Genomic DNA, 18673 nt, shown 5'->3' on the forward strand with positions numbered 1-18673 from the left:
TTGTCGTCTGAAAGGGAGAACAGGATGAAACAAATTCAAGTAGAACAAGTTCAAACGGATTTGGCGAACTGGGAAGCGGGCGAAAAAATCAATGAAGCAGCATTGTTATCCTATGCACATTGGTCTCGAGCGACTCAGCATCAAGAAGAATTGATTCGTTCGTTGACCTTACTCGCAACGAATCGGCTCGAACAAAGGGAGTCGATGGACCCGTTACTAAACCGTTGGGTAAAAGAGTTGGAGTCGATGAATGCGTTACCCAATGAGTTGCGTTTATTTCAATTGAATGAGCTGTTGCGCCGTTCGAAGCAGGCACTTCAAATCGATTGGCCGACACTACGGGAAGCAGATTATGCATCGATGAAGGTACAAATTTTGACGGAGTACGAGTCTAAAACATCAGTACTACTCGACCAACTCGACCAACTCCATGATGAAGTAGAGACTGCAAAATCGGATTTGCGTGATTCCGAATGGCGAGGTCAGCTCGAGAAATTGTTTGAGGCGATTATCGAGGCAATGCAAGAAGTCGCATCTCTCGAAGATGATACGGCGTCCTTGCTTGCATCGATGCAAGGGAACTATTTCAGTCGGGAAGCGTTTCGTCGGTTCGGGGAACGTGTGGGATTCGTTAAGGAGCGACTGGACACAATCTGCAATCTGTTACCGGAACGTCAGAGCGAAACTCGGTCGAGTGCAATTGAATCACTCGAGGAGATGATTGGACTCGAGAACATTAAAGAGCGGGTGAAGGCGTGGTATCGCTTTCTTCTCTTCCAAAAAGAACGAGAGAAAGCAGGCTTCTCTTCGAAGCATCAGCCTTCCCTCCACCTCGTTTTCACAGGAAACCCGGGAACCGGCAAGACGACACTTGCAAGGCTTATGGCAGAAATCTATTTCGAGCTCGGTTTGCTCGGTCGTCCAGATCTCGTTGAGGCGGATCGCTCGAGCCTTGTCGGGGCATATGTCGGCCAAACAGAGGAACAAGTGATGAATAAGGTGAAGGAGGCAGAAGGTGGCGTCTTGTTCATTGATGAAGCGTATGCGTTAAAGCGTCAAGATGCGAGTGGAAGCGATTATGGACAAGCAGCCATCGATACACTTGTCGCAGCAATGACGAGTGGTGAATATGCCGGGAAGTTTGTCGTCATCCTTGCCGGTTATCCAGAGGAGATGCGCCATTTCTTACTCGCGAACCCGGGCTTGCGTTCAAGATTCCCTGAATCGAATCATTATGAGTTACCGAACTATCGTGACGAAGAACTGGTCGCCATCGGAGAAAAAGTGGCGCAAGAGAACAATTACGTATTGACCGAAGATGCAAAACGTGCGCTACTCTCTCGAATTGACCGGGAACGAGTCGATTTGACATTCGGGAACGCCAGAACCGTTCATAACATTTTACTTGATGCGATGTTTAAAAAAGGCTCACGATTTGGCGCAGATGCCCCTCTAGACGAAATGGCCCTATTGACGGAAGAAGACTTCGAACAGCCGATGGATGAATCGTCTCCGACTTCTTTAGATGACCTTGTCGGTATGGAGGAAGCGAAAACGCAGTTGGCAGAGATTGAAGCGCTCGTAAAGGTTCAGAAGAAACGAAAGGCGCTCGGTTTGAAAGCTGCACCCGTCCAACTCCATATGACGCTTACAGGAAACAGTGGAACTGGGAAGACGACCTTTGCTTACTTGTATGCACAGATGTTGAAACGCACAGGATACTTGAAGCGGGGACATGTTAATGTCGTCAGTCGAGCCGACTTGGTCAGTGGCTATGTAGGACAGACAGCTCAAAAAACAAAAGAAGCAATCCGTGACGCACTTGGTGGCGTATTACTCATTGACGAAGCGTATAGCTTGAATGGAGGAGTGAATGACTACGGTCGGGAGGCGATTGATACGCTTGTTGACGAGATGCCTAAACATGGTGAGAACCTTGTCGTCGTCCTTGCGGGATATGAAGGGCCGATGCGCAGGTTGATCGAATCGAATCCAGGGCTGAGCAGTCGGATGAAACGCACGATCCATTTCGCTGACTATTCACAAAGTCAATTGGTGGAGATTGCTATAAATTATGCGAATCAGTTCGGATACGTGATAGACGATGAAGCGGTTGAAGCATTGGCGACTCGATTGGGAGAAATTAAGCACGCGAATGCACGAACTGCTCTTTCCGTCATTGATGAGTCGATTGCGCGTCAATCGTATCGTATCGTTTCGAATGAAGAGGAAGAAGCGTCTCTTCAACAGTTATTAGTAGTAGATATTAAGAGTAAGTTATAATATACTGGCGGTAGGAAAGAAGGATGATTCAATGCATACGATTCAAATTCCAGTTAGATATCAAGAAACGGACATGATGGGAATCGTCTATCATGCCAACTATTTGGTTTATTTAGAGATTGCGCGTACTGAATTGTTACGACAACTTGGGGTCGAATACAAAGATATGGAAGAGGCGGGATTTGTTTCACCCGTGACGAACGTTACTGTCGATTATAAACGGAGTGTGACATTCGGTGATACGGTCCATGTCCGCGTATGGGTTGATCAGTATTCGAAAGTCAGAACGATTTATGGGTATGAGTTGACGAACCAACAAGGCGAACTTGTCGGTAAGGCAACGACTACACATGTGGTCGTCAAACGAGGTGATTTTAAACCGATTCGCCTCGATCGTGAATTTCCAAAATGGCATGAGATGTACATGAGCGTCATGAATCCTGTCTAAGAATCTTCTGTCTTCGTACCGTCAGTGTGGTATCATATCTTGACGGTACTTTTTGATATTTAGAAAGGGGAAGATCGCATGCGTTATCCATCATTCCTGATGGTTTGCGGCGCCTTGACGTTTACATTGGTCGGTTGTACGACAAACGAGCAAGTTGAACCGAAAGAACCAACGACACAGTCACCAACAATAGATGAATCACAGACATCACCAAACTCAGATCGTGAAGACGATGTGGATACGGAGTCACCAACTGACGAAGAGTCGACAGATGATAAACCAGAAGTCGACGGACAGCCAACTGAACCGGATCCATCTACAGAGATGGAACCAACGATACCTGCCCAACCGATTGAGATAGATGGTGTGGCAAACTTGGAATTAGATGAATTAATTCTTGTGAATAAACAGATTGCACTACCGGCAAATTATCAGCCCGCCGATTTAGTTGAAGCGAATATTGATTTTGTTGATTCGACGGTCGGTGAGCGCCGGATGTTGCGTAAAGAGGCAGCAGTGGCGATTGAACGTTTGATGAAAGATGCGAAAACGGAAGGGATTGACTTAAAGGGGACAAGCGCATTTCGTTCTTACGCCTATCAAGTGAATCTATTCAATGCTTACGTCGAACGCGATGGAAAAGAACAAGCCATGAAGTATTCCGCTCCTCCAGGTCATTCTGAGCATCAGACTGGCCTTGCAATCGATGTATCGAGTGCATCTGTGAACTATCAACTCACTCAAAACCTTGGCGAAACGGTTGAAGGGAAATGGTTAGCGGACCACGCCCATGAATATGGCTTTATCATCCGCTATCAACGAGCGTTTGAGGAAGAAACAGGGTATATGTACGAGCCGTGGCACTTACGCTTTATCGGTATGGAACATGCCAAACAAGTGCATACTTTAAATAAACCATACGATCGTTATATTCAGGAATTTATGAAGTAAGGGGAATTGCGATGCCATATATGATAGAAATCATGATTATACTTTTAAGCTATTTACTCGGGGCGATCCCGTTCGCACTCATCATCGGCAAGATTGGCTACCGAGTAGATGTACGTGAACACGGAAGTGGCAACTTAGGGACGACAAATACGTTTCGAGTCCTTGGAAAGAAAGCCGGTATCCTTGTTTTGCTCGGAGACATGGGGAAAGGGTTCGCAGCGGCGCTGTTACCACTTTTATTTGGTAGTGAGATGAGTTTGCTCCTAGCGGGGATTCCTGCGGTCATTGGGCACTCTTATCCGATTTTTGCGAAATTCAAAGGTGGTAAATCAGTCGCAACGAGTGGTGGAGTTCTCCTAGCGGCATTCCCGTGGTTCTTCTTTGTCGTTGTCGGTACGTTTATTGTGACACTTCTCATCTCTCGAATGGTGTCCCTCTCTTCCATGGCTGCGGCGGCGGTCGGACTCGTGACGGCAACGACGTATAGCTTATTGACGAAAGATTGGTTACCGTTAATCGTTATCGTGCCACTGGCATTATTTATCATCATCAAACATCGTACCAATTGGCAACGTATACGAGCGGGGAAAGAACCGAAAGTTCCACTCTTTCAAAAAAAGCCTAAGTCTTGATTCATACAGGCGCGTCTATTGAGGACGTGCCTTTTATTGTGTATTGTTGTTGATTTACATAAAAAAGAAACAAAATCATGTTGGATTTGCTCGTTCTTTACTTTCACTTTACGTTAAATTTACATCCGTTCGTTACACTAGAAAAGGAATGATTTTAGTGGAGGAGGCAGGGATGTGTCTTTAATCGGTGAAGAGCGTAAACAAAAAATTGTCGAATGGGTTGAACGGGAAGGCAAAGTGAAAACGAGTGAGTTGATTGAACGTTTGAACGTTTCTGGGGAATCGATTCGACGTTATTTAGAAGAGCTAGAGAAAGAGCATCGGATTAAACGCGTATATGGGGGCGCGGTCCTTCATCAAAGTATGTCCTTTCAGCCCATTGTCATTGCAAACATGGATGGAATTCGCCGCATCGCCTATACAGCATTTCAGTTAATTCCAGATGATACATTATTATATATCGGGCACGGAGTCGCGGCCGAACAAGTGGCATCCCGGTTGCGTGGACGCAATGTGACAGTCGTTACCCCATCTTTGACGGTGGCGAAAGCGCTATTTGAACAGCGAGCAAAAGGTGTGCTCGGTGGCGAGATTCAGTTATTAGGTGGTACAATCGACCCGAAACATCTCGTGACGACCGGTGAACAAGTTCTCGCACAACTCCAAACGTATAGGTTTGACCTTGCGGTTATGTCTGTCGAAGGGGTTGATGCATCGCTCGGTTTGACTTGTGATGCCTTCGGACTCACTAGTATCACCCAAGCAGTGATGTCTCAGAGTCGCGAGACGTACTTATTGACAGATCATACTCAATTAAACCAACAAAAACGGTATCGGGTTTGTGATTTTTCAAAGGTGACGGCCATCATCTCTGATTTTCCGGAGCCACAAGAATTTAAAGGCGTCTTAGCCGAACATGGTGTGGACTGGAAGTTCGCGCCTTAAAAGGAGAGATTACATGAAAATAGAAGTGATTGTCACGACACTATCAGAAGCCATTCAGGCAGAGCATCTTGGGGCAGACCGACTCGAACTCATTGCTGATATGGGAAATGGGGGGATCACCCCTAGCTTTGGAACGATTCGAAATGTTGTCGAACACGTATCGATTCCCGTACATGTCATGATTCGACCTCATACACGTTCGTTTCATTATAACGAAGACGATGTTGAAACGATGCTTGCAGATATCGGTCTATGCCGCGAACTCGGAGTGGATGGGATTGTGTTCGGTGCATTGACAAAGGACGGAGCGATTGATGAGCGAATCTTAGGTGAGGTTATCAAACATAAAGGGGAGATGACGCTCACCTTCCATCGTGCTTTCGATGCATCTCGAGATGTGTTTGAATCAATCGAGGTACTGAATGAATATCCCGAAGTGGACATTTTGTTGACATCCGGTGGTGCAAATACTGCGATTGAAGGAATTGAAGTGTTGAATCGGCTTAAAGAACAGGCAGGAATGACGATATTGCCTGGTTCCGGCATTACGTTGAAGACAATGCCTTCTCTAAAAGAACGACTCGTTGTAGATATGGTACATATCGGGAACGGCGTGCGAACAGATGGACAGTTCGATGAATCGAAATTCAAACAACTACGAGGGTAACACGATGGCAGAAAACAGTCGAAAGACTGTTTTTTTGCTATAATGAAAGAAAATGATAAGTGTAGGTGAAGTCATGCAATCTTCTGTTTACAAACAATACGCTCTTCGAATGCTCTCTGGGAAATGGGGTGTGTCTTTACTCGTTGTGTTGACCGTCATGGTCATTCAGGCGATGATTACGACACGTCTCGACCTCTCGACGAACAATCCCGAAGTCCTCATGAGCTCGGTTGCACTCCTGTACGGGGCGACGGTCTTGCTTGCGCCGATAGAGCTCGGAAAGAACTGGGTCTTTCTTCAGGTAGCCAAAGATGAAAAGCCAAGTTTTGGTCTATTGATTGAATCGTTCGGTTCGGTCAAAGAGTACGGGCGAGCCGTGTCGTACTATGCCGTATTCTATCTGGGACTCAATGTGCTGATGTTGTTCCTCATCGTGCCGGGAGTCTGGTTTTATTTGACGTATCGTATCGTCCCATTCATCCTACGGGACGAACCGAAGCTATCTGCATTTCAGGCGATGCGAAAGAGTCGTCAGATCATGAAAGGACATAAACGGACGATGCTGAAGTTGTTCGCAAGCTTCATCGGGTGGTATGCGCTCGTTCTTCTCACAGGAGGACTAGCATATATCTTCGTCACTCCGTATCTACAGACGGCTATTTCTGGCCTTTATTTAGAGATGAAAGCATCCTATCAAGCAAAACAACCGGTCGGGTAATCCGACCGGTTGTTTACGTTCAATGCTGATCTGTCTTTTTAGGATTGGGGGCATCTTCAAAATCATGTTTTTCCTCTTCCGAAGCATCCGCATGCCACTTCTTCGCTTGTTCAGTGGCAATTGGTATTGCTTTAGTTTCGGAATAGCCTTGCGCGAGCAATGCATTCGCGATATCAATGGCTTTCTTTTTTACGAGTGGGTCGAAGTTTTTCAGTGATTCTGGATAATCTTTCATGTTCCATGGCACGAAAATCGCCTCCTTCACTCCTACTAATTCCACAAATGCTTGGTTTCAAACTTCTTGATGGATGTAGTAATCGATGAGCGCTTGGGTACCGTTCTCTCCGTAACCATTCTCCTCGAGGATATTATAGAGTCGGTGGGCAAGCTCGAGTCCCGGCAATTTCAAGTGAAGATCATTTGCACTCTCGATGGCGAGGGTCATATCTTTGATAAAGTGTTTAATAAAGAAACCAGGAGCGTAATCTTCAACAATCATGCGGGGAACAAGATTCTCGAGCGTCCAGCTTCCGGCTGCTCCTCCACGGATCGTACGGATGAGTGCTTCTGGGTCAAGACCTGCCTGCTTACTGAACGCCAGCATTTCTGCGTTCCCCATCATGATTCCAGCGATGGCAATTTGGTTGGCGAGTTTAGCGTATTGACCGCTTCCGGCATATCCCATCCGTTCGATTGCTTGCCCCATCGCTTCAAATAATGGCTTTGCTTTGTTGAAGGCAAACTCACCACCGCCGACTAGAATGGAAAGTGTTCCATTTTTGGCCCCGACGTCCCCGCCTGTGACCGGCGCATCGAGAGGGAGAAGACCCCGGTCGATGGCAGTTTCTGCGATTCGTTCAGCGAGCTTTGGCGACGAAGTTGTCATGTCAATCAATATTGTACCCGGTTCGGCTGAGTCGAGAATATTCCCATCTCCAAAATAGATGGACTCGACATCTGACGGATAACCGACGATTGTGATGACGGCATCGGCGCCTTCGCAGACGTCTTGTATCGATTCGCACCATGTCACACCCTCGTCGAGGAGATCTACCGCTCTTTCTTTCGTACGTGTAAAGGCCTGCACGTCAAATCCATGTTTCATCAAATTTCGTACCATCGATTGTCCCATGACCCCTAGTCCGATAAAACCAATTGTCTTCACGTTGATTGTCCCCCTAGTAATTGTTGTGAAACGAGTCGCTTATAAAGTTCGTTCTCATTTAAGAGTTGTTCATGTTGCCCGATTCCGCTAATACGACCGTCTTCTAAGACGACGATTTGGTCAGCGTGTCTGACTGTTGATAGACGATGGGCAATTACAAGTGTAGTTCGTCCGACCATGAGACGGTCGAGGGCTTCTTGAACGACACGCTCAGATTCTGAATCAAGACTTGATGTTGCTTCATCGAGCAATAGAATTTGCGGATTACGTAACAACGCCCGCGCAATCGCGAGACGTTGTCGTTGCCCACCAGACAATCGAATACCTCGCTCTCCAATTTCTGTATCGAGCTGTTTAGGCATCGCCTCAATAAATGACCACGCATTCGCCATCTCGCACGCCTCTCTGATTTCTTCATCGCTTACATCCTGTTTAAGTCCATAAATAATGTTTGTTCTTACGGAACCGGAAAGGACAGGAGAGTCTTGTGCGACATAACCAATGATTTGACGCCACATATCACGTCCGTATGACTGAATCTCGCGTTTTCCATATCGTATCGTACCTCCTGTAGGTAAATAGAATTGTTCAACGAGGGAAAAGAGAGTCGTTTTTCCGGCACCGCTGCGTCCCACGATGGCGGTCGTCGCTCCAGGCGAAACGTGAAGGGTCAATCCTTGAATCACCGGTTCCGTACCATAGTGGAATGCTACATTTTCAAATGAAAGTTCGGCTTGCTCGATCAGTTCTTCACGCGCGCTATACGGTTCAGGACTGACATCAAGCAATTCAGCGATTCGTTCAGTAGCACCACGCGCCTTTTGGAGTCTCGTCAGAAATTCACTCATTGTGATAAGTGGCGTGATGATTTGGAACAAGTACAACATAAACGCGAGCAGTTCGCCTGTCGATAATGCTCCGGTCGATACACGATAAGCGCCGAAACCAAGAATGGTAATCAACATTCCGGTCAATGTGACATTAAGGAGCGGGATAAGAATCGCTTGAATGCGCCCTTCCTTTACTCCATAGTCGAACAGTGTCTCGATTTTGGCTCTACCAGTTTGCACTTCCGTCTGTTCCGTTGCCTGTGATTTCACGAGTCGGATTTCACCGAGCAATTCGGCAAAGAATCCGGAAAGATTTCCAAGTTCTTGTTGTGTCTCTTTCGCAATGATTCGAAGTTTACGACCGAGCGGAATGACGATGATTAGTGTAGTTGGCACTGAGAACAAGATGACGAGTGTCATTTGCCAATCAAGTGTGAACAGTATGGCGACAGCACCGACGACCGAGACGAGAGAGGTCAATAGGCGCACGCTTTGCTCGGATAATAGCTGCTGAAGCGTTGTCGTATCATTGTTTAATCGGGAAACGAGTTCACCAGACTTGATTCCATCGTAGAAAGGAACGGGCAATTTAACAAGATGGGTCCACAATGTCGTCCGCAAATTGGCGACAACACGTTGACCGACAATATGTAGCCAGTAAATCGAAACAGCGCTCGTGATGACTTGAATGAGAAAAGCGATGATGAAGTACGCAATCCACTCGGGCGTCAACAGGTCGCTACTCCAACGGTCGACCACACGTTGCAGAATAAGCGGAATGGCCAGTGATGCAGCTGCTTGAAGGAGCGAAATAAGAATGGCGCCGACAAACAATCCTTTCGGAGGATTCGCAATTTTAAAGAGTTGAAAAAAAGTTTGCCATGTAGATGATTTCATTTTTGGAACATCCTCCTCTCCTCTTACTTTCGCTGTTTCAAAAACGGGTGTCAAGACGTCGAATCGAACGATTGAGTCATGCTAGAATAAGAAGAAGAGGTGATAGGTGATGAAATGGATTCACACGGCCGATTGGCATCTAGGAAAGATTGTCCACGGCCGTCATATGACACAAGATCAACGGAATATATTATTCCATTCGTTTTTGAACATCGTTGACGAGGAACAACCGAATGCAATCATCATCGCAGGTGATTTATATGACCGTGCCGTCCCACCGGTCGAAGCTGTCGATCTACTTGATAAAATGTGGCGGGAGCTCGTATTGAAGCGGGAAATTCCGGTTGTCGCTATCGCGGGAAACCACGATTCGGCAGAACGTCTTGAGTATAGTTCTAAGCTGTTGAGACAGGTGGGACTTCATATCGTCGGTAAACTAAATCCAGATGAAGGTCCTCTTGAAGTCGCCGGGGTTCCGTTTTATCCAATCCCGTTCCTCGAACCGGCTCGAGTGCGTCACATTCTTGGCATCGATACGATTCGTACGCATCATGACGCATTACAGGCAGTCATTGAAGCGTACGGAGTAATCGACAAAAGGGCGGTGTCGGTCGGGCACAGCTTTGTGGCAGGTGGACTTGAGACGGATTCGGAACGACAATTATCGGTCGGTACCGCCGGTCAAGTCGCGAAAAGCTTGTATGAACCTTTTTCATATACAGCTCTAGGTCATCTACATAATCGTGATGCGATTCAGGCGGAAGGAATCGCTTACAGTGGTTCCTTAATGAAATATTCATTCTCTGAGGTCAACCATGAAAAATCAGTCGATGTCTTGGAATGGGACGGGCAATGGAAGCGGCGACGCCGGACGTTGACACCAGAGCGAGATATGCGACAACTCACTGGAACACTGAATGAACTCCTTTCGCCATCTTTTTATCAAAAGCAACAAACGGATGACTACCTTAAAATTGTTTTAACTGACGATAAAGCGCTATTTGACCCAATGGCAAAACTGCGCACTGTATATCCAAATATTTTACATCTCGAATTGGAGCTGTTACGACGTCAGGAACAGACGTCCACGTTTAAACGAGAAGCACTTGAACGGCAATCGGTTGAAGAAGTCTATTTGCAGTTCTTTGAAGCTGTACATGACCAGGGTGCTTCCGATGCCGTGAAACAAATGATTGAAGAAGGTGATGTCACATGAGACCGGTTGAGTTGAAGATTCAAGCATTCGGTCCGTATGCGGAACGCGAAGAAATTGACTTTACACAGTTAGTTGGTCGCTCGATGTTTGTAGTGAGCGGTCGGACGGGTGCTGGGAAGACAACAATTTTTGATGCGATGACATTTGCGCTCTATGGTCGGGCGAGCGGAGCACTTCGAAACGCGAGTGACTTTAGAAGCCAATATGCACAACCTGAAATGAGGACAGAGGTGGACTTTTCATTCACGATTCGTGGTGACCGCTATCGAATCGTACGACAACCTCAGCAACCCCATCCGAAAAACAAGACACCAATCCCACATGAAGCGGTGCTGTACGAGTGGGAAAATGGATGGAAACCGTTGGCGACAAAAGTAAATGAAGTTCAAGAACAAATCGAATCGATTTTACAACTATCGTATGAACAATTCAGTCAAATCTTATTGCTTCCTCAAAATCAATTTAGACAATTACTTGATTCGAACTCAAACGAGAAGCAACAAATTTTACAATCGATCTTCAAAACAGAGGCGTTTCGTGCCTTTCAAGAGAAATGGGCAGAGCGATATAGCGTTTACCGAAAACAAGTCGAATGGTCGGTCGAACGGACACGACTAAAGTTATTGGAACTCGAAGACGATTCGATTGAAGAAGTTTCGACGAAATCGATTGATGAGATTGAGCGATGGCAAAACGAACGGGAAGAAAGATTGATTGAAACATGTGATGCTGCTAGTAGCACAAAACAGATTCATGCAAAAACGCTCAATCAAGTTCGGAACGAGTTCGAAGAGGCAAAAACACTCATCAATCTGTTCGTGGAGCAAGAACAGACAAAGCAGGCACTTGAAGCTTTTTTAAGTGGAGAATCGCTTCGAAACGAGCGACGGGAACTGCTACAGAACTTAGAAGCTGCAGCGAGCATTCGGCCAGTCTTTGAACGTTTATTGGAAATGGAGCAGCAAGTTCACCGGCTGACCATGGAAGAGCAAAATTCCTCGACGAAACTTGAAAAGTTGAAAGCCACTCAATCGACTTTAATCGAACAGCAATCAGCTATTGAAGCGGACAAACAAGAAGTCATCACCCATCAAGAGCGACTTCGGGTAATTGATGAGATGATGCCCCGAATCAAAGAACGTACGTCTCATATGACGCTTCGAGATCGATTGGCGCAACGGGCGCATGGTTTGGCTGACTTTTCAAAAGAAGCTCGACTGCAAGAGCTTCAAGAGCAAGAACAACAATTAGTTGAGGGACTGAAGACCGAGCCTACCGAACGCGCGGTTGATGTTGAACGGCATGTGGACCGATTGATGCAATTGGTATCACTTGAAACGAAGGTGGAAGGGTTATCGAAGCAACTCGCCGAGTGTGAACGAACGGGTAAAGACATTCAGCGACAGCATGCGACCCAGCAGGACGTGGTGTCCACTTATAAACATCAGGAACGACTGATGTTAGCAAGACAACTTAGCGAATCGCTCGTAGACGGAGAACCGTGCCCGGTATGTGGTTCCCGTCATCATGAAACCCCACAGCACGAGGAGACATCTGTAAACGTTGCTGAGCAGAATGAAGCTTTAACGCGTCTCGAAGAACTGTCTACACGTTTGATTGAGGCGAGAGCGGACTATCGTTCGCTCCATCAACAACTCGAAACAGTTCAAAGAGAATTTGACGAAGTGTCTAAAGGCGTAAGATTGGATAAATCGTTAACGGAAGAAGTCAAGAAATGGAGTGTTCATGCTGAGACGTTGCAACGTGATGAACGAATGCGTCAAGAGCATGAACGGACGTTACGTCAATTAACAGTCGAAATCAGACAGCTTGAGCAAGAGCGGCGTAATCAATTTGAGGAGCGTCAACGTGTCCTCTCCGAACTTGAAATGACCCAACAAAAGCTTCACGCTTTAGGTCAAGCAGAAGAAACAACGCTTGAAGCGTTACAATCAGAACGCATTGATCGACAAAATCGTTTAACGGGACTCATGAAAAAAGTAGAAACGTATGAGCATGAGTTCGAAACTGGGAAAAAAGCAATGTGGAAAGAGGAAGAACGACTTTCTGTGACGCGTGAACAACTGAACGAGGCGAATAAACAGTATGGTGTGCAACAAGCGCTTTGGTTCAAACAATTAGATGCGACACATCTGACTCGTGAACGCTACGAAGAGCTCGCCAATCAAATCGATCAACGAACGATAATTCGTGAAGAGCTACAACGTGAAGAGGAAGAAGGAGTTCGACTTCGACACTATAAACAAATGATTGAAGAGAAACTCGGAAGTGTGGAGCGGCCAGACTTACAATGGATTGAAACAAAAGTGAAGGAAGCCGCTGAATTGTATGAGCAAGCATCGGAACATTTGATCACCGCTCAGGACACCTTGTCTCGACATCGTCAAATCGTTTCAGAATGGAATGCCCTTCTTGAGGATACGGCGCTTGAAGAGAAGAAGTTAGAAACAATCAAGTTAATTGCGGATACCGGAAAAGGAATTAATCCGCAGAAAATGACGTTTGAGACATATGTACAAACAGCTTTCTTTGATCAGATTCTATATGCTGCAAACATTCACTTGGATCAAATGACAAGCGGGCAGTTCCGACTTGAACGTAAGGTAGAGACTGCGAAAGGAAATGCCAAATCCGGACTCGAGTTACTCGTTTTTGATGCGTACACCGGTCAATCAAGACGCGTCCAAAACCTTTCGGGAGGGGAAGGGTTCAAGGCGTCGCTCTCTCTCGCCCTCGGACTTGCGGAAGTAGTGCAACATTTGAGTGGGGGTGTCAGTCTCGAAACGATGCTCATCGATGAAGGATTTGGGACACTTGATGCCGAATCCCTTGACCAGGCGATTGAATTATTAATGTCTCTGCAGGCGACGGGTCGCCTCGTCGGGGTCATCAGTCACGTGCAAGAATTGAAAGATCGCGTCGATGCCCGAATCGAAGTGAAAAAATCTAGAAGCGGGTCATCGATCCAGCTGATTGTGGAGTGAAAGTTGTGAAACAGATGGTCACGAAATCAAGTATCATAGATAGTCTAAAAATAGCCGGTATTAAGCCGGGAGAGGCTTTGTTTGTCCACACGTCGCTTTCTAAACTCGGGTGGGTATGTGGTGGTGCCCAGACTGTGATTGAGGCGTTGCAAGAAGTGGTAGGGCCAGCTGGACTGATTATGATGGCGACCCAAACCGGAGACAATTCAGATCCGGCTGAATGGGAAGCTCCCCCCGTCCCGGTTGAATGGTGGCAGACGATTCGTGCCGAAATGCCACCATATGAAAAGGGGAAGACAGCGACTCGTGGAATGGGACGTGTTCCGGAGCTCTTCCGAACACACCCGGACGTTTATCGCAGCTCCCACCCGATGTGGTCAGTCGCCGCATGGGGAAAAGATGCAGAAGAAATCGTTTCTGGTCACACGGTCGACGTCGGTTTTGGTCCCGGCTCTCCAATCGAACGAATGATTGAGCGAGATGCACGTGTCCTTCATCTCGGCTCACCGCTCGATGCGACGACACTTTGGCACTATGCCGAGTACGGAATCGATGGACCGACAAAATCGTTTGGTTGCGCCGTCCTTGATCGCGATGAACGTGAATGGATTACGTTTGACCACATCGATGTAAACAGTGATCCATTTGGTGCGATAGGCGAAAATATTGTCAAACAAAAAGGTGTTCGAACGTTTACGATCAACGAAGCGACATGCTATCTGATTCCATCTAACACATGGGAACCGGTGCAACATGCTCTCGTCGCGCTTCGAAGTTGGTTGAGATAAATGAACGCAGAATCGAGGGGAAGAAACAGATGAGTCGTTGGATGAAAATATTGAGTATTTCTGTACTTGTCATCTTACTCGTTGCCGGACTAGTGATTGGCGGGATCTCAGCACACATCGGCGATCAATTGACTTCGCCTGAGCGTGAAACTTTGACATACACGCCGAAGTCATTAGGGTTAAAGTACGAGAATGTTACGATTCAATCGGAAGAAGAGTATGATTTATATGGATGGTGGATTCCACATCCTACGCCGCGTGCGACAATTGTTTTCGCGCATGGGTATGGTAAGAATCGAGAACAGGAAGATCTGCCGCTTAAAGAATTGATTCCTGAATTTCATGAACAAGGATATCAATTCTTAACATTCGATTTTCGTGCATCGGGCATTTCTGAAGGGGACCGTGTGACGGTTGGTGCCAAAGAACAATCGGATTTACAGGCAGCTATTAAGTATGCACAAGGCCGCTCAGAGGGACCAATTGTCCTGTATGGAATCTCAATGGGAGCGGCGACAGCACTTTCTACAGCAGATGATGTCGAAGTTGCGGCGGTTATCGCAGATAGTCCATTTAGTGATTTAAGGAACTATCTCGAGACGAATCTACCCGTGTGGAGCGATTTACCAAATGTTCCGTTCACGCCCGTCATCATGACTGTGACACCTTGGTTTACCGGTCTCGATGCCGATATTGTCTCTCCCATCCATGACATCAAATCAATTGATGCGCCGATTCTTTTAATTCATAGCTCAGGTGACGATGCAATCCCTGTCTCAGAAAGTGAAGAACTGGCTGCAGCTCAAGAGCAAGTCGAGCTCTGGGTGACCGATAACGACGGACACGTTGGATCTTATCGGTCATTCCAAACAGAATATCGTCAACAGATTTTCGATTTTTTAGAACGTTCATTATGAGTAAAGGGGCGCATTTGACGCCCCTTTTTGATATGATTGCAGACGAGACCAATGAAAGAAGGGTATAACATGGACTTTTTGCAGTTAATACAGTTTCTTTTGCTCGGGACGTTGATTGGAATCTTGAGCGGCTTCTTCGGAATCGGAGGCGGAATTTTACTGACACCACTACTCCTCGTTTTCGGGTATGAGGCGAGTGCGGCAATCGCCCTCAGTCTCATGTTGACACTCGGATCAACGACGGCAGGAACGATCTCGCACATTCGTTTGCGTAACGTGAACGTGCCTCATGCTTTATGGATTGGTGTATTTGGGATACTCGGTACATGGGTTGCGACGCCACTCGTCTTTTATTTAGAAGGGGTAGACGGAGCGACGCTGATCATTTCTCTCGTTTACATTGCGTTACTTACGTACTTCGCGATTTCTTTCTTCCGCTCGAAACAGCACGTGGAAGGAAGTGTTGGTACGGGTTCCGTGCCACGTCTAGGCATCATCGGTGTCTTTGCCGGTTTTATTTCCTCATTGATGGGTGTGAGCGGGGGGTTCGTATTGACTCCGCTACAAGTCAAATTACTCAATACTGAAATGAAACGTGCGGTAGGAACGAGTATTTCAGCGGCACTTCTTATCGTCATTTCCGGCGTGATTAGTTACGCCGTAGCTGGCGCAGAAACGAACTATTGGCATGGAATCGCCCTGATTGCTGGTGCCATGATTGGGTCACCGTTCGGAGCAAAACAGTTACAGCGGTTCAGTTCACAACATGTCAAAAAAGCGCTCGGTGGATTTTATGTTACGGTCGCATTCAGTGTGGCGCTCAACCTGATAGGATGGAATACCGCATCACTCTCACTTCTTGTGTCATTGGCGCTCCTCTTCATCATTACGCTCATCATTCGAGCCCGAAAAAAATAAACCCCGTCTACGGACGGGATTTTAACTGAATTTAGCGAGAGTTCTCCCACCTCTAAGCGTCTCGGGGCACAGCCGAGCGTAGGTGGAAGATGGATCGCCTGGTCCAAAATTCTATTCTCCCTGTGATGGATATAACGAACAAAAGTTCGTGATTCCGTCAGATTCCTATTCCCATTCGGCGGGTATCGGATGAGGAAGACACATCACGATCTTCTGGAGGGAGGAGGGACAGACATGCTGAAAGGCTACACATACCGGCTCCACCAGCCTCAACCTATTGAGGCTGGCAAACTGAAACCCCTTCAGGGCAGGGACTGCCCGGCGAGCTTGGTCAACAACCGTGGCTGGTAAGAGCACGGTCTTCCCAAGAAGCTCCCCCTTCAATGTACGAAGCACATAAGTGGTGAGTAGTTCACCGTCTAGAAATATGATCAATGTTTTCTTGGATTTCACCGACTTTGCCTTTTGCCTCGCGGAGTCTGCGCTCAAAAGCTTCTGTGTCACGTTTCTCATGAGACGATTTGTCGACTCCTCGATGTTGTCCTTTATCAGAGCGTTTATAAAAGTGGGTCGCTTTCTGTAATCGTTTTTTAAACGTCGAATCGCTCATAAGGACACCCCCTTCCATATAAACAATATTCCACATAAGGAAACCAGCGAAACGTTCAAACCTTTAAGAAACGAGCGAACGTCGCACTTGGACATTTTCAGAAATCTTGATTGCCATAATTCCTGCGAGCACAGCCTTGATTGAATCTCCGAAAACAAATGGGATATTCACTTTGAGCGCATCAATGAATGACATGCCAAGCATGAATTCAAGACCGATGCTGCCGAGTAAATAGACGAGTCCTAAACCGAATAAGAAGTTGTAACCAATTAATCCAGGAATCGAGCGATGGCGTTCGCTGAACCAGCCAATCAGAAAAGCCGCAATAGGGAAGGCAATCAAATAACCGACTGTCGGACCTACGAATGGTGCGAGACCACCTTGACCGCTCAGTACCGGAAGTCCGATTAATCCTAGTAATAGATAAACTATCACTGCCAGTGAGCCTTTACGTGCCCCGAACACACCGGCGATTGTCATGATGGCAAGTGTTTGAAGCGTGATGGGAACCGGTCCGATCGGTATTTCAATAAATCCGACACTCGCGATGAGTGCAGCTCCAAAAGCGATTTGTGTCATGTCTTGAATCTTCATATGTAAACCCCTTTCAAGTTAACGTTAACATAATAAAAGTTAACATCTTAGGAAGAGGTTAGCAAGAATTTTTTTGACAAGAATAAATTAGTAAAAATACACCAGAGATATTTGTCTCTGGTGTATTTTTTGTTAAAGTCCATTTTGACTTAGAACTGTCTGATATGCTTTTGTATCAGCATAGATTTCATCCTTGAGTGGATGAAGATTACGTTGGCGGATTCGATAAAATTGGTAAGACACAAGTGCTATATTCGAAATAAGAGAGATAAGACTAACGATGAAAAATGCTCTCGGATTATGAGTGGATGGAACAGGTGCCAACCGGTCGACAAAAGATGGGACAGTCATGACAAACATGATCCATAAAGCGAGTGTATGTGCACGGTGCTGTAACCATGCTCCTTTTTTGATAAAAAATGAAGGAATCGTACAAGCGAGTAAAAGTGCAAATCCCGCATAAAATGAATGGTCAGATATACAGTTGTAGACGTATGCAAAGTTCCAAAGATCATAGGCGATAATCCATGGCCAAATCATGTCAGGCCATATCATATCTTTTGATTGGTCTTTTGAAATCTTGATTCCAACCCATCCACAAATCGCAATGATATTTAGTAGTCCAGCGACCCCGTTCATTAAGTTCCACGGACCAGACATGACCCACAAGTTATCAATATATGCTCCGTTCGGGACGTTATAAAAATAAACTTGAAAGTCACGAATGCATGCTTCTAATATGTTTAGCGCCAATATACCAGGAGGGAATAAAAGAATCCATTTATTGTTTAATAAAGTAGGGCGATAACGAATTAGCATAAAGCCAAGGCACCCCGCGAGTGCAGAATAAGTCTTCACCCAGTTGAACCACGTACCTGTTCCATATTCATTTCCCGGTGACGCTGTCGTTGGCCAAACAAATATAGTTAAAACGACTGGAACAATCAAAAATAGAGTCAATCCACCCCATTTTGTCGTCCGACTGAATTCATTGAAAGCCATGAGCGCAAATAGAACAAATAACCATATTCCCCAGCCTACAAGATCTGTTTGCTCGTATAGTATTCCCATGATAAGTGACTCCTTTAT

The 18673-nt window shown here is 46.3% G+C and carries 17 protein-coding genes and 1 pseudogene; 12 read left to right on the forward strand and 6 right to left on the reverse strand.

What is annotated here, in order from left to right:
- Positions 1–24: 24 nt before the first annotated feature.
- From KNO96_RS01490 to KNO96_RS01520, 7 genes are all read left to right on the forward strand, one after another.
- Complete coding sequence (locus tag KNO96_RS01490) at positions 25–2283, forward strand: AAA family ATPase (protein ID WP_214701941.1); 2259 nt, start codon at positions 25–27, stop codon at positions 2281–2283.
- Between the two features lie 31 nt (positions 2284–2314).
- On the forward strand, positions 2315–2731 hold the full coding sequence (locus KNO96_RS01495; RefSeq protein ID WP_026825868.1) for an acyl-CoA thioesterase: 417 nt from the start codon (positions 2315–2317) through the stop codon (positions 2729–2731).
- Positions 2732–2809: 78 nt separating this feature from the next.
- On the forward strand, positions 2810–3682 hold the full coding sequence (locus KNO96_RS01500; protein ID WP_214701942.1) for a M15 family metallopeptidase: 873 nt from the start codon (positions 2810–2812) through the stop codon (positions 3680–3682).
- 23 nt (positions 3683–3705) lie between these two features.
- Positions 3706–4314, forward strand: coding sequence for a glycerol-3-phosphate 1-O-acyltransferase PlsY (plsY, locus tag KNO96_RS01505; RefSeq protein WP_214699930.1), 609 nt, complete (start codon positions 3706–3708; stop codon positions 4312–4314).
- Between the two features lie 174 nt (positions 4315–4488).
- Complete coding sequence (locus KNO96_RS01510; RefSeq protein WP_026825870.1) at positions 4489–5259, forward strand: DeoR/GlpR family DNA-binding transcription regulator; 771 nt, start codon at positions 4489–4491, stop codon at positions 5257–5259.
- A 13-nt stretch (positions 5260–5272) separates the two neighbouring features.
- Positions 5273–5926 (forward strand): copper homeostasis protein CutC, encoded by a 654-nt coding sequence (locus tag KNO96_RS01515; RefSeq protein WP_214701943.1) that lies wholly within the window; start codon positions 5273–5275, stop codon positions 5924–5926.
- Positions 5927–5999: 73 nt separating this feature from the next.
- The gene (locus KNO96_RS01520) at positions 6000–6644 is read left to right on the forward strand and encodes a DUF975 family protein (RefSeq protein WP_214701944.1); all 645 of its coding nucleotides are present in this window, start codon (positions 6000–6002) and stop codon (positions 6642–6644) included.
- A 70-nt stretch (positions 6645–6714) separates the two neighbouring features.
- Here KNO96_RS01520 and KNO96_RS01525 read toward each other — a convergent pair.
- The 3 genes and pseudogenes from KNO96_RS01525 to KNO96_RS01535 form a co-directional block, all read right to left on the reverse strand.
- A pseudogene (locus KNO96_RS01525) lies at positions 6715–6891 on the reverse strand (DUF2188 domain-containing protein); the annotation flags it as partial.
- Positions 6892–6936: 45 nt separating this feature from the next.
- Positions 6937–7809, reverse strand: a complete 873-nt coding sequence (locus tag KNO96_RS01530; protein WP_214701945.1) for an NAD(P)-dependent oxidoreductase — start codon at positions 7807–7809, stop codon at positions 6937–6939.
- The gene (locus KNO96_RS01535; protein ID WP_026825874.1) at positions 7806–9536 is read right to left on the reverse strand and encodes an ABC transporter ATP-binding protein; all 1731 of its coding nucleotides are present in this window, start codon (positions 9534–9536) and stop codon (positions 7806–7808) included. The genes KNO96_RS01530 and KNO96_RS01535 overlap by 4 nt, the downstream gene beginning before the upstream one ends.
- 109 nt (positions 9537–9645) lie before the next feature.
- Here KNO96_RS01535 and KNO96_RS01540 point away from each other — a divergent pair, with 109 nt between their 5' ends.
- The 5 genes from KNO96_RS01540 (at position 9646) to KNO96_RS01560 (ending at position 16380) form a co-directional block, all read left to right on the forward strand.
- On the forward strand, positions 9646–10752 hold the full coding sequence (locus tag KNO96_RS01540) for an exonuclease SbcCD subunit D (RefSeq protein WP_214701946.1): 1107 nt from the start codon (positions 9646–9648) through the stop codon (positions 10750–10752).
- The gene (locus tag KNO96_RS01545; protein ID WP_214701948.1) at positions 10749–13757 is read left to right on the forward strand and encodes an AAA family ATPase; all 3009 of its coding nucleotides are present in this window, start codon (positions 10749–10751) and stop codon (positions 13755–13757) included. The genes KNO96_RS01540 and KNO96_RS01545 overlap by 4 nt, the downstream gene beginning before the upstream one ends.
- Before the next feature lie 14 nt (positions 13758–13771).
- A complete protein-coding gene (locus KNO96_RS01550; RefSeq protein ID WP_214702834.1) occupies positions 13772–14545 on the forward strand; it encodes an AAC(3) family N-acetyltransferase in 774 nt (257 codons plus the stop codon).
- Positions 14546–14574: 29 nt separating this feature from the next.
- Positions 14575–15462: an alpha/beta hydrolase gene (locus KNO96_RS01555; protein ID WP_026825877.1), complete on the forward strand. Its 888-nt coding sequence runs from the start codon at positions 14575–14577 to the stop codon at positions 15460–15462.
- A 69-nt stretch (positions 15463–15531) separates the two neighbouring features.
- Entirely contained in the window at positions 15532–16380 is an 849-nt protein-coding gene (locus tag KNO96_RS01560; protein ID WP_214701949.1) for a sulfite exporter TauE/SafE family protein, read from the forward strand.
- Between the two features lie 412 nt (positions 16381–16792).
- Here KNO96_RS01560 and KNO96_RS01565 read toward each other — a convergent pair whose 3' ends face one another.
- From KNO96_RS01565 to KNO96_RS01575, 3 genes are all read right to left on the reverse strand, one after another.
- Positions 16793–16990 (reverse strand): hypothetical protein, encoded by a 198-nt coding sequence (locus KNO96_RS01565; protein WP_026825879.1) that lies wholly within the window; start codon positions 16988–16990, stop codon positions 16793–16795.
- 63 nt (positions 16991–17053) lie between these two features.
- Positions 17054–17584, reverse strand: coding sequence for a biotin transporter BioY (locus tag KNO96_RS01570; protein WP_026825880.1), 531 nt, complete (start codon positions 17582–17584; stop codon positions 17054–17056).
- A gap of 132 nt (positions 17585–17716) precedes the next feature.
- On the reverse strand, positions 17717–18655 hold the full coding sequence (locus tag KNO96_RS01575) for a DUF5692 family protein (RefSeq protein ID WP_026825881.1): 939 nt from the start codon (positions 18653–18655) through the stop codon (positions 17717–17719).
- Positions 18656–18673 lie beyond the last annotated feature (18 nt).

This window comes from Exiguobacterium sp. s89, from assembly GCF_018617735.1.
Taxonomy (GTDB): Bacteria; Bacillota; Bacilli; order Exiguobacteriales; family Exiguobacteriaceae; genus Exiguobacterium; species Exiguobacterium marinum.

Excerpts from the sequence above, each read along its gene's own strand:
- KNO96_RS01540 (WP_214701946.1), top strand. The coding sequence starts at position 9,646 with ATGAAATGGATTCACACGGCCGATTGGCATCTAGGAAAGATTGTCCAC.
- KNO96_RS01500 (WP_214701942.1), top strand. The coding sequence starts at position 2,810 with ATGCGTTATCCATCATTCCTGATGGTTTGCGGCGCCTTGACGTTTACA.
- KNO96_RS01555 (WP_026825877.1), top strand. The coding sequence starts at position 14,575 with ATGAGTCGTTGGATGAAAATATTGAGTATTTCTGTACTTGTCATCTTA.
- KNO96_RS01515 (WP_214701943.1), top strand. The coding sequence starts at position 5,273 with ATGAAAATAGAAGTGATTGTCACGACACTATCAGAAGCCATTCAGGCA.
- KNO96_RS01535 (WP_026825874.1), bottom strand. The coding sequence starts at position 9,536 with ATGAAATCATCTACATGGCAAACTTTTTTTCAACTCTTTAAAATTGCG.
- KNO96_RS01550 (WP_214702834.1), top strand. The coding sequence starts at position 13,772 with ATGGTCACGAAATCAAGTATCATAGATAGTCTAAAAATAGCCGGTATT.
- KNO96_RS01565 (WP_026825879.1), bottom strand. The coding sequence starts at position 16,990 with ATGAGCGATTCGACGTTTAAAAAACGATTACAGAAAGCGACCCACTTT.
- KNO96_RS01560 (WP_214701949.1), top strand. The coding sequence starts at position 15,532 with ATGGACTTTTTGCAGTTAATACAGTTTCTTTTGCTCGGGACGTTGATT.
- KNO96_RS01495 (WP_026825868.1), top strand. The coding sequence starts at position 2,315 with ATGCATACGATTCAAATTCCAGTTAGATATCAAGAAACGGACATGATG.
- KNO96_RS01520 (WP_214701944.1), top strand. The coding sequence starts at position 6,000 with ATGCAATCTTCTGTTTACAAACAATACGCTCTTCGAATGCTCTCTGGG.
- KNO96_RS01490 (WP_214701941.1), top strand. The coding sequence starts at position 25 with ATGAAACAAATTCAAGTAGAACAAGTTCAAACGGATTTGGCGAACTGG.
- KNO96_RS01570 (WP_026825880.1), bottom strand. The coding sequence starts at position 17,584 with ATGAAGATTCAAGACATGACACAAATCGCTTTTGGAGCTGCACTCATC.
- KNO96_RS01575 (WP_026825881.1), bottom strand. The coding sequence starts at position 18,655 with ATGGGAATACTATACGAGCAAACAGATCTTGTAGGCTGGGGAATATGG.
- KNO96_RS01545 (WP_214701948.1), top strand. The coding sequence starts at position 10,749 with ATGAGACCGGTTGAGTTGAAGATTCAAGCATTCGGTCCGTATGCGGAA.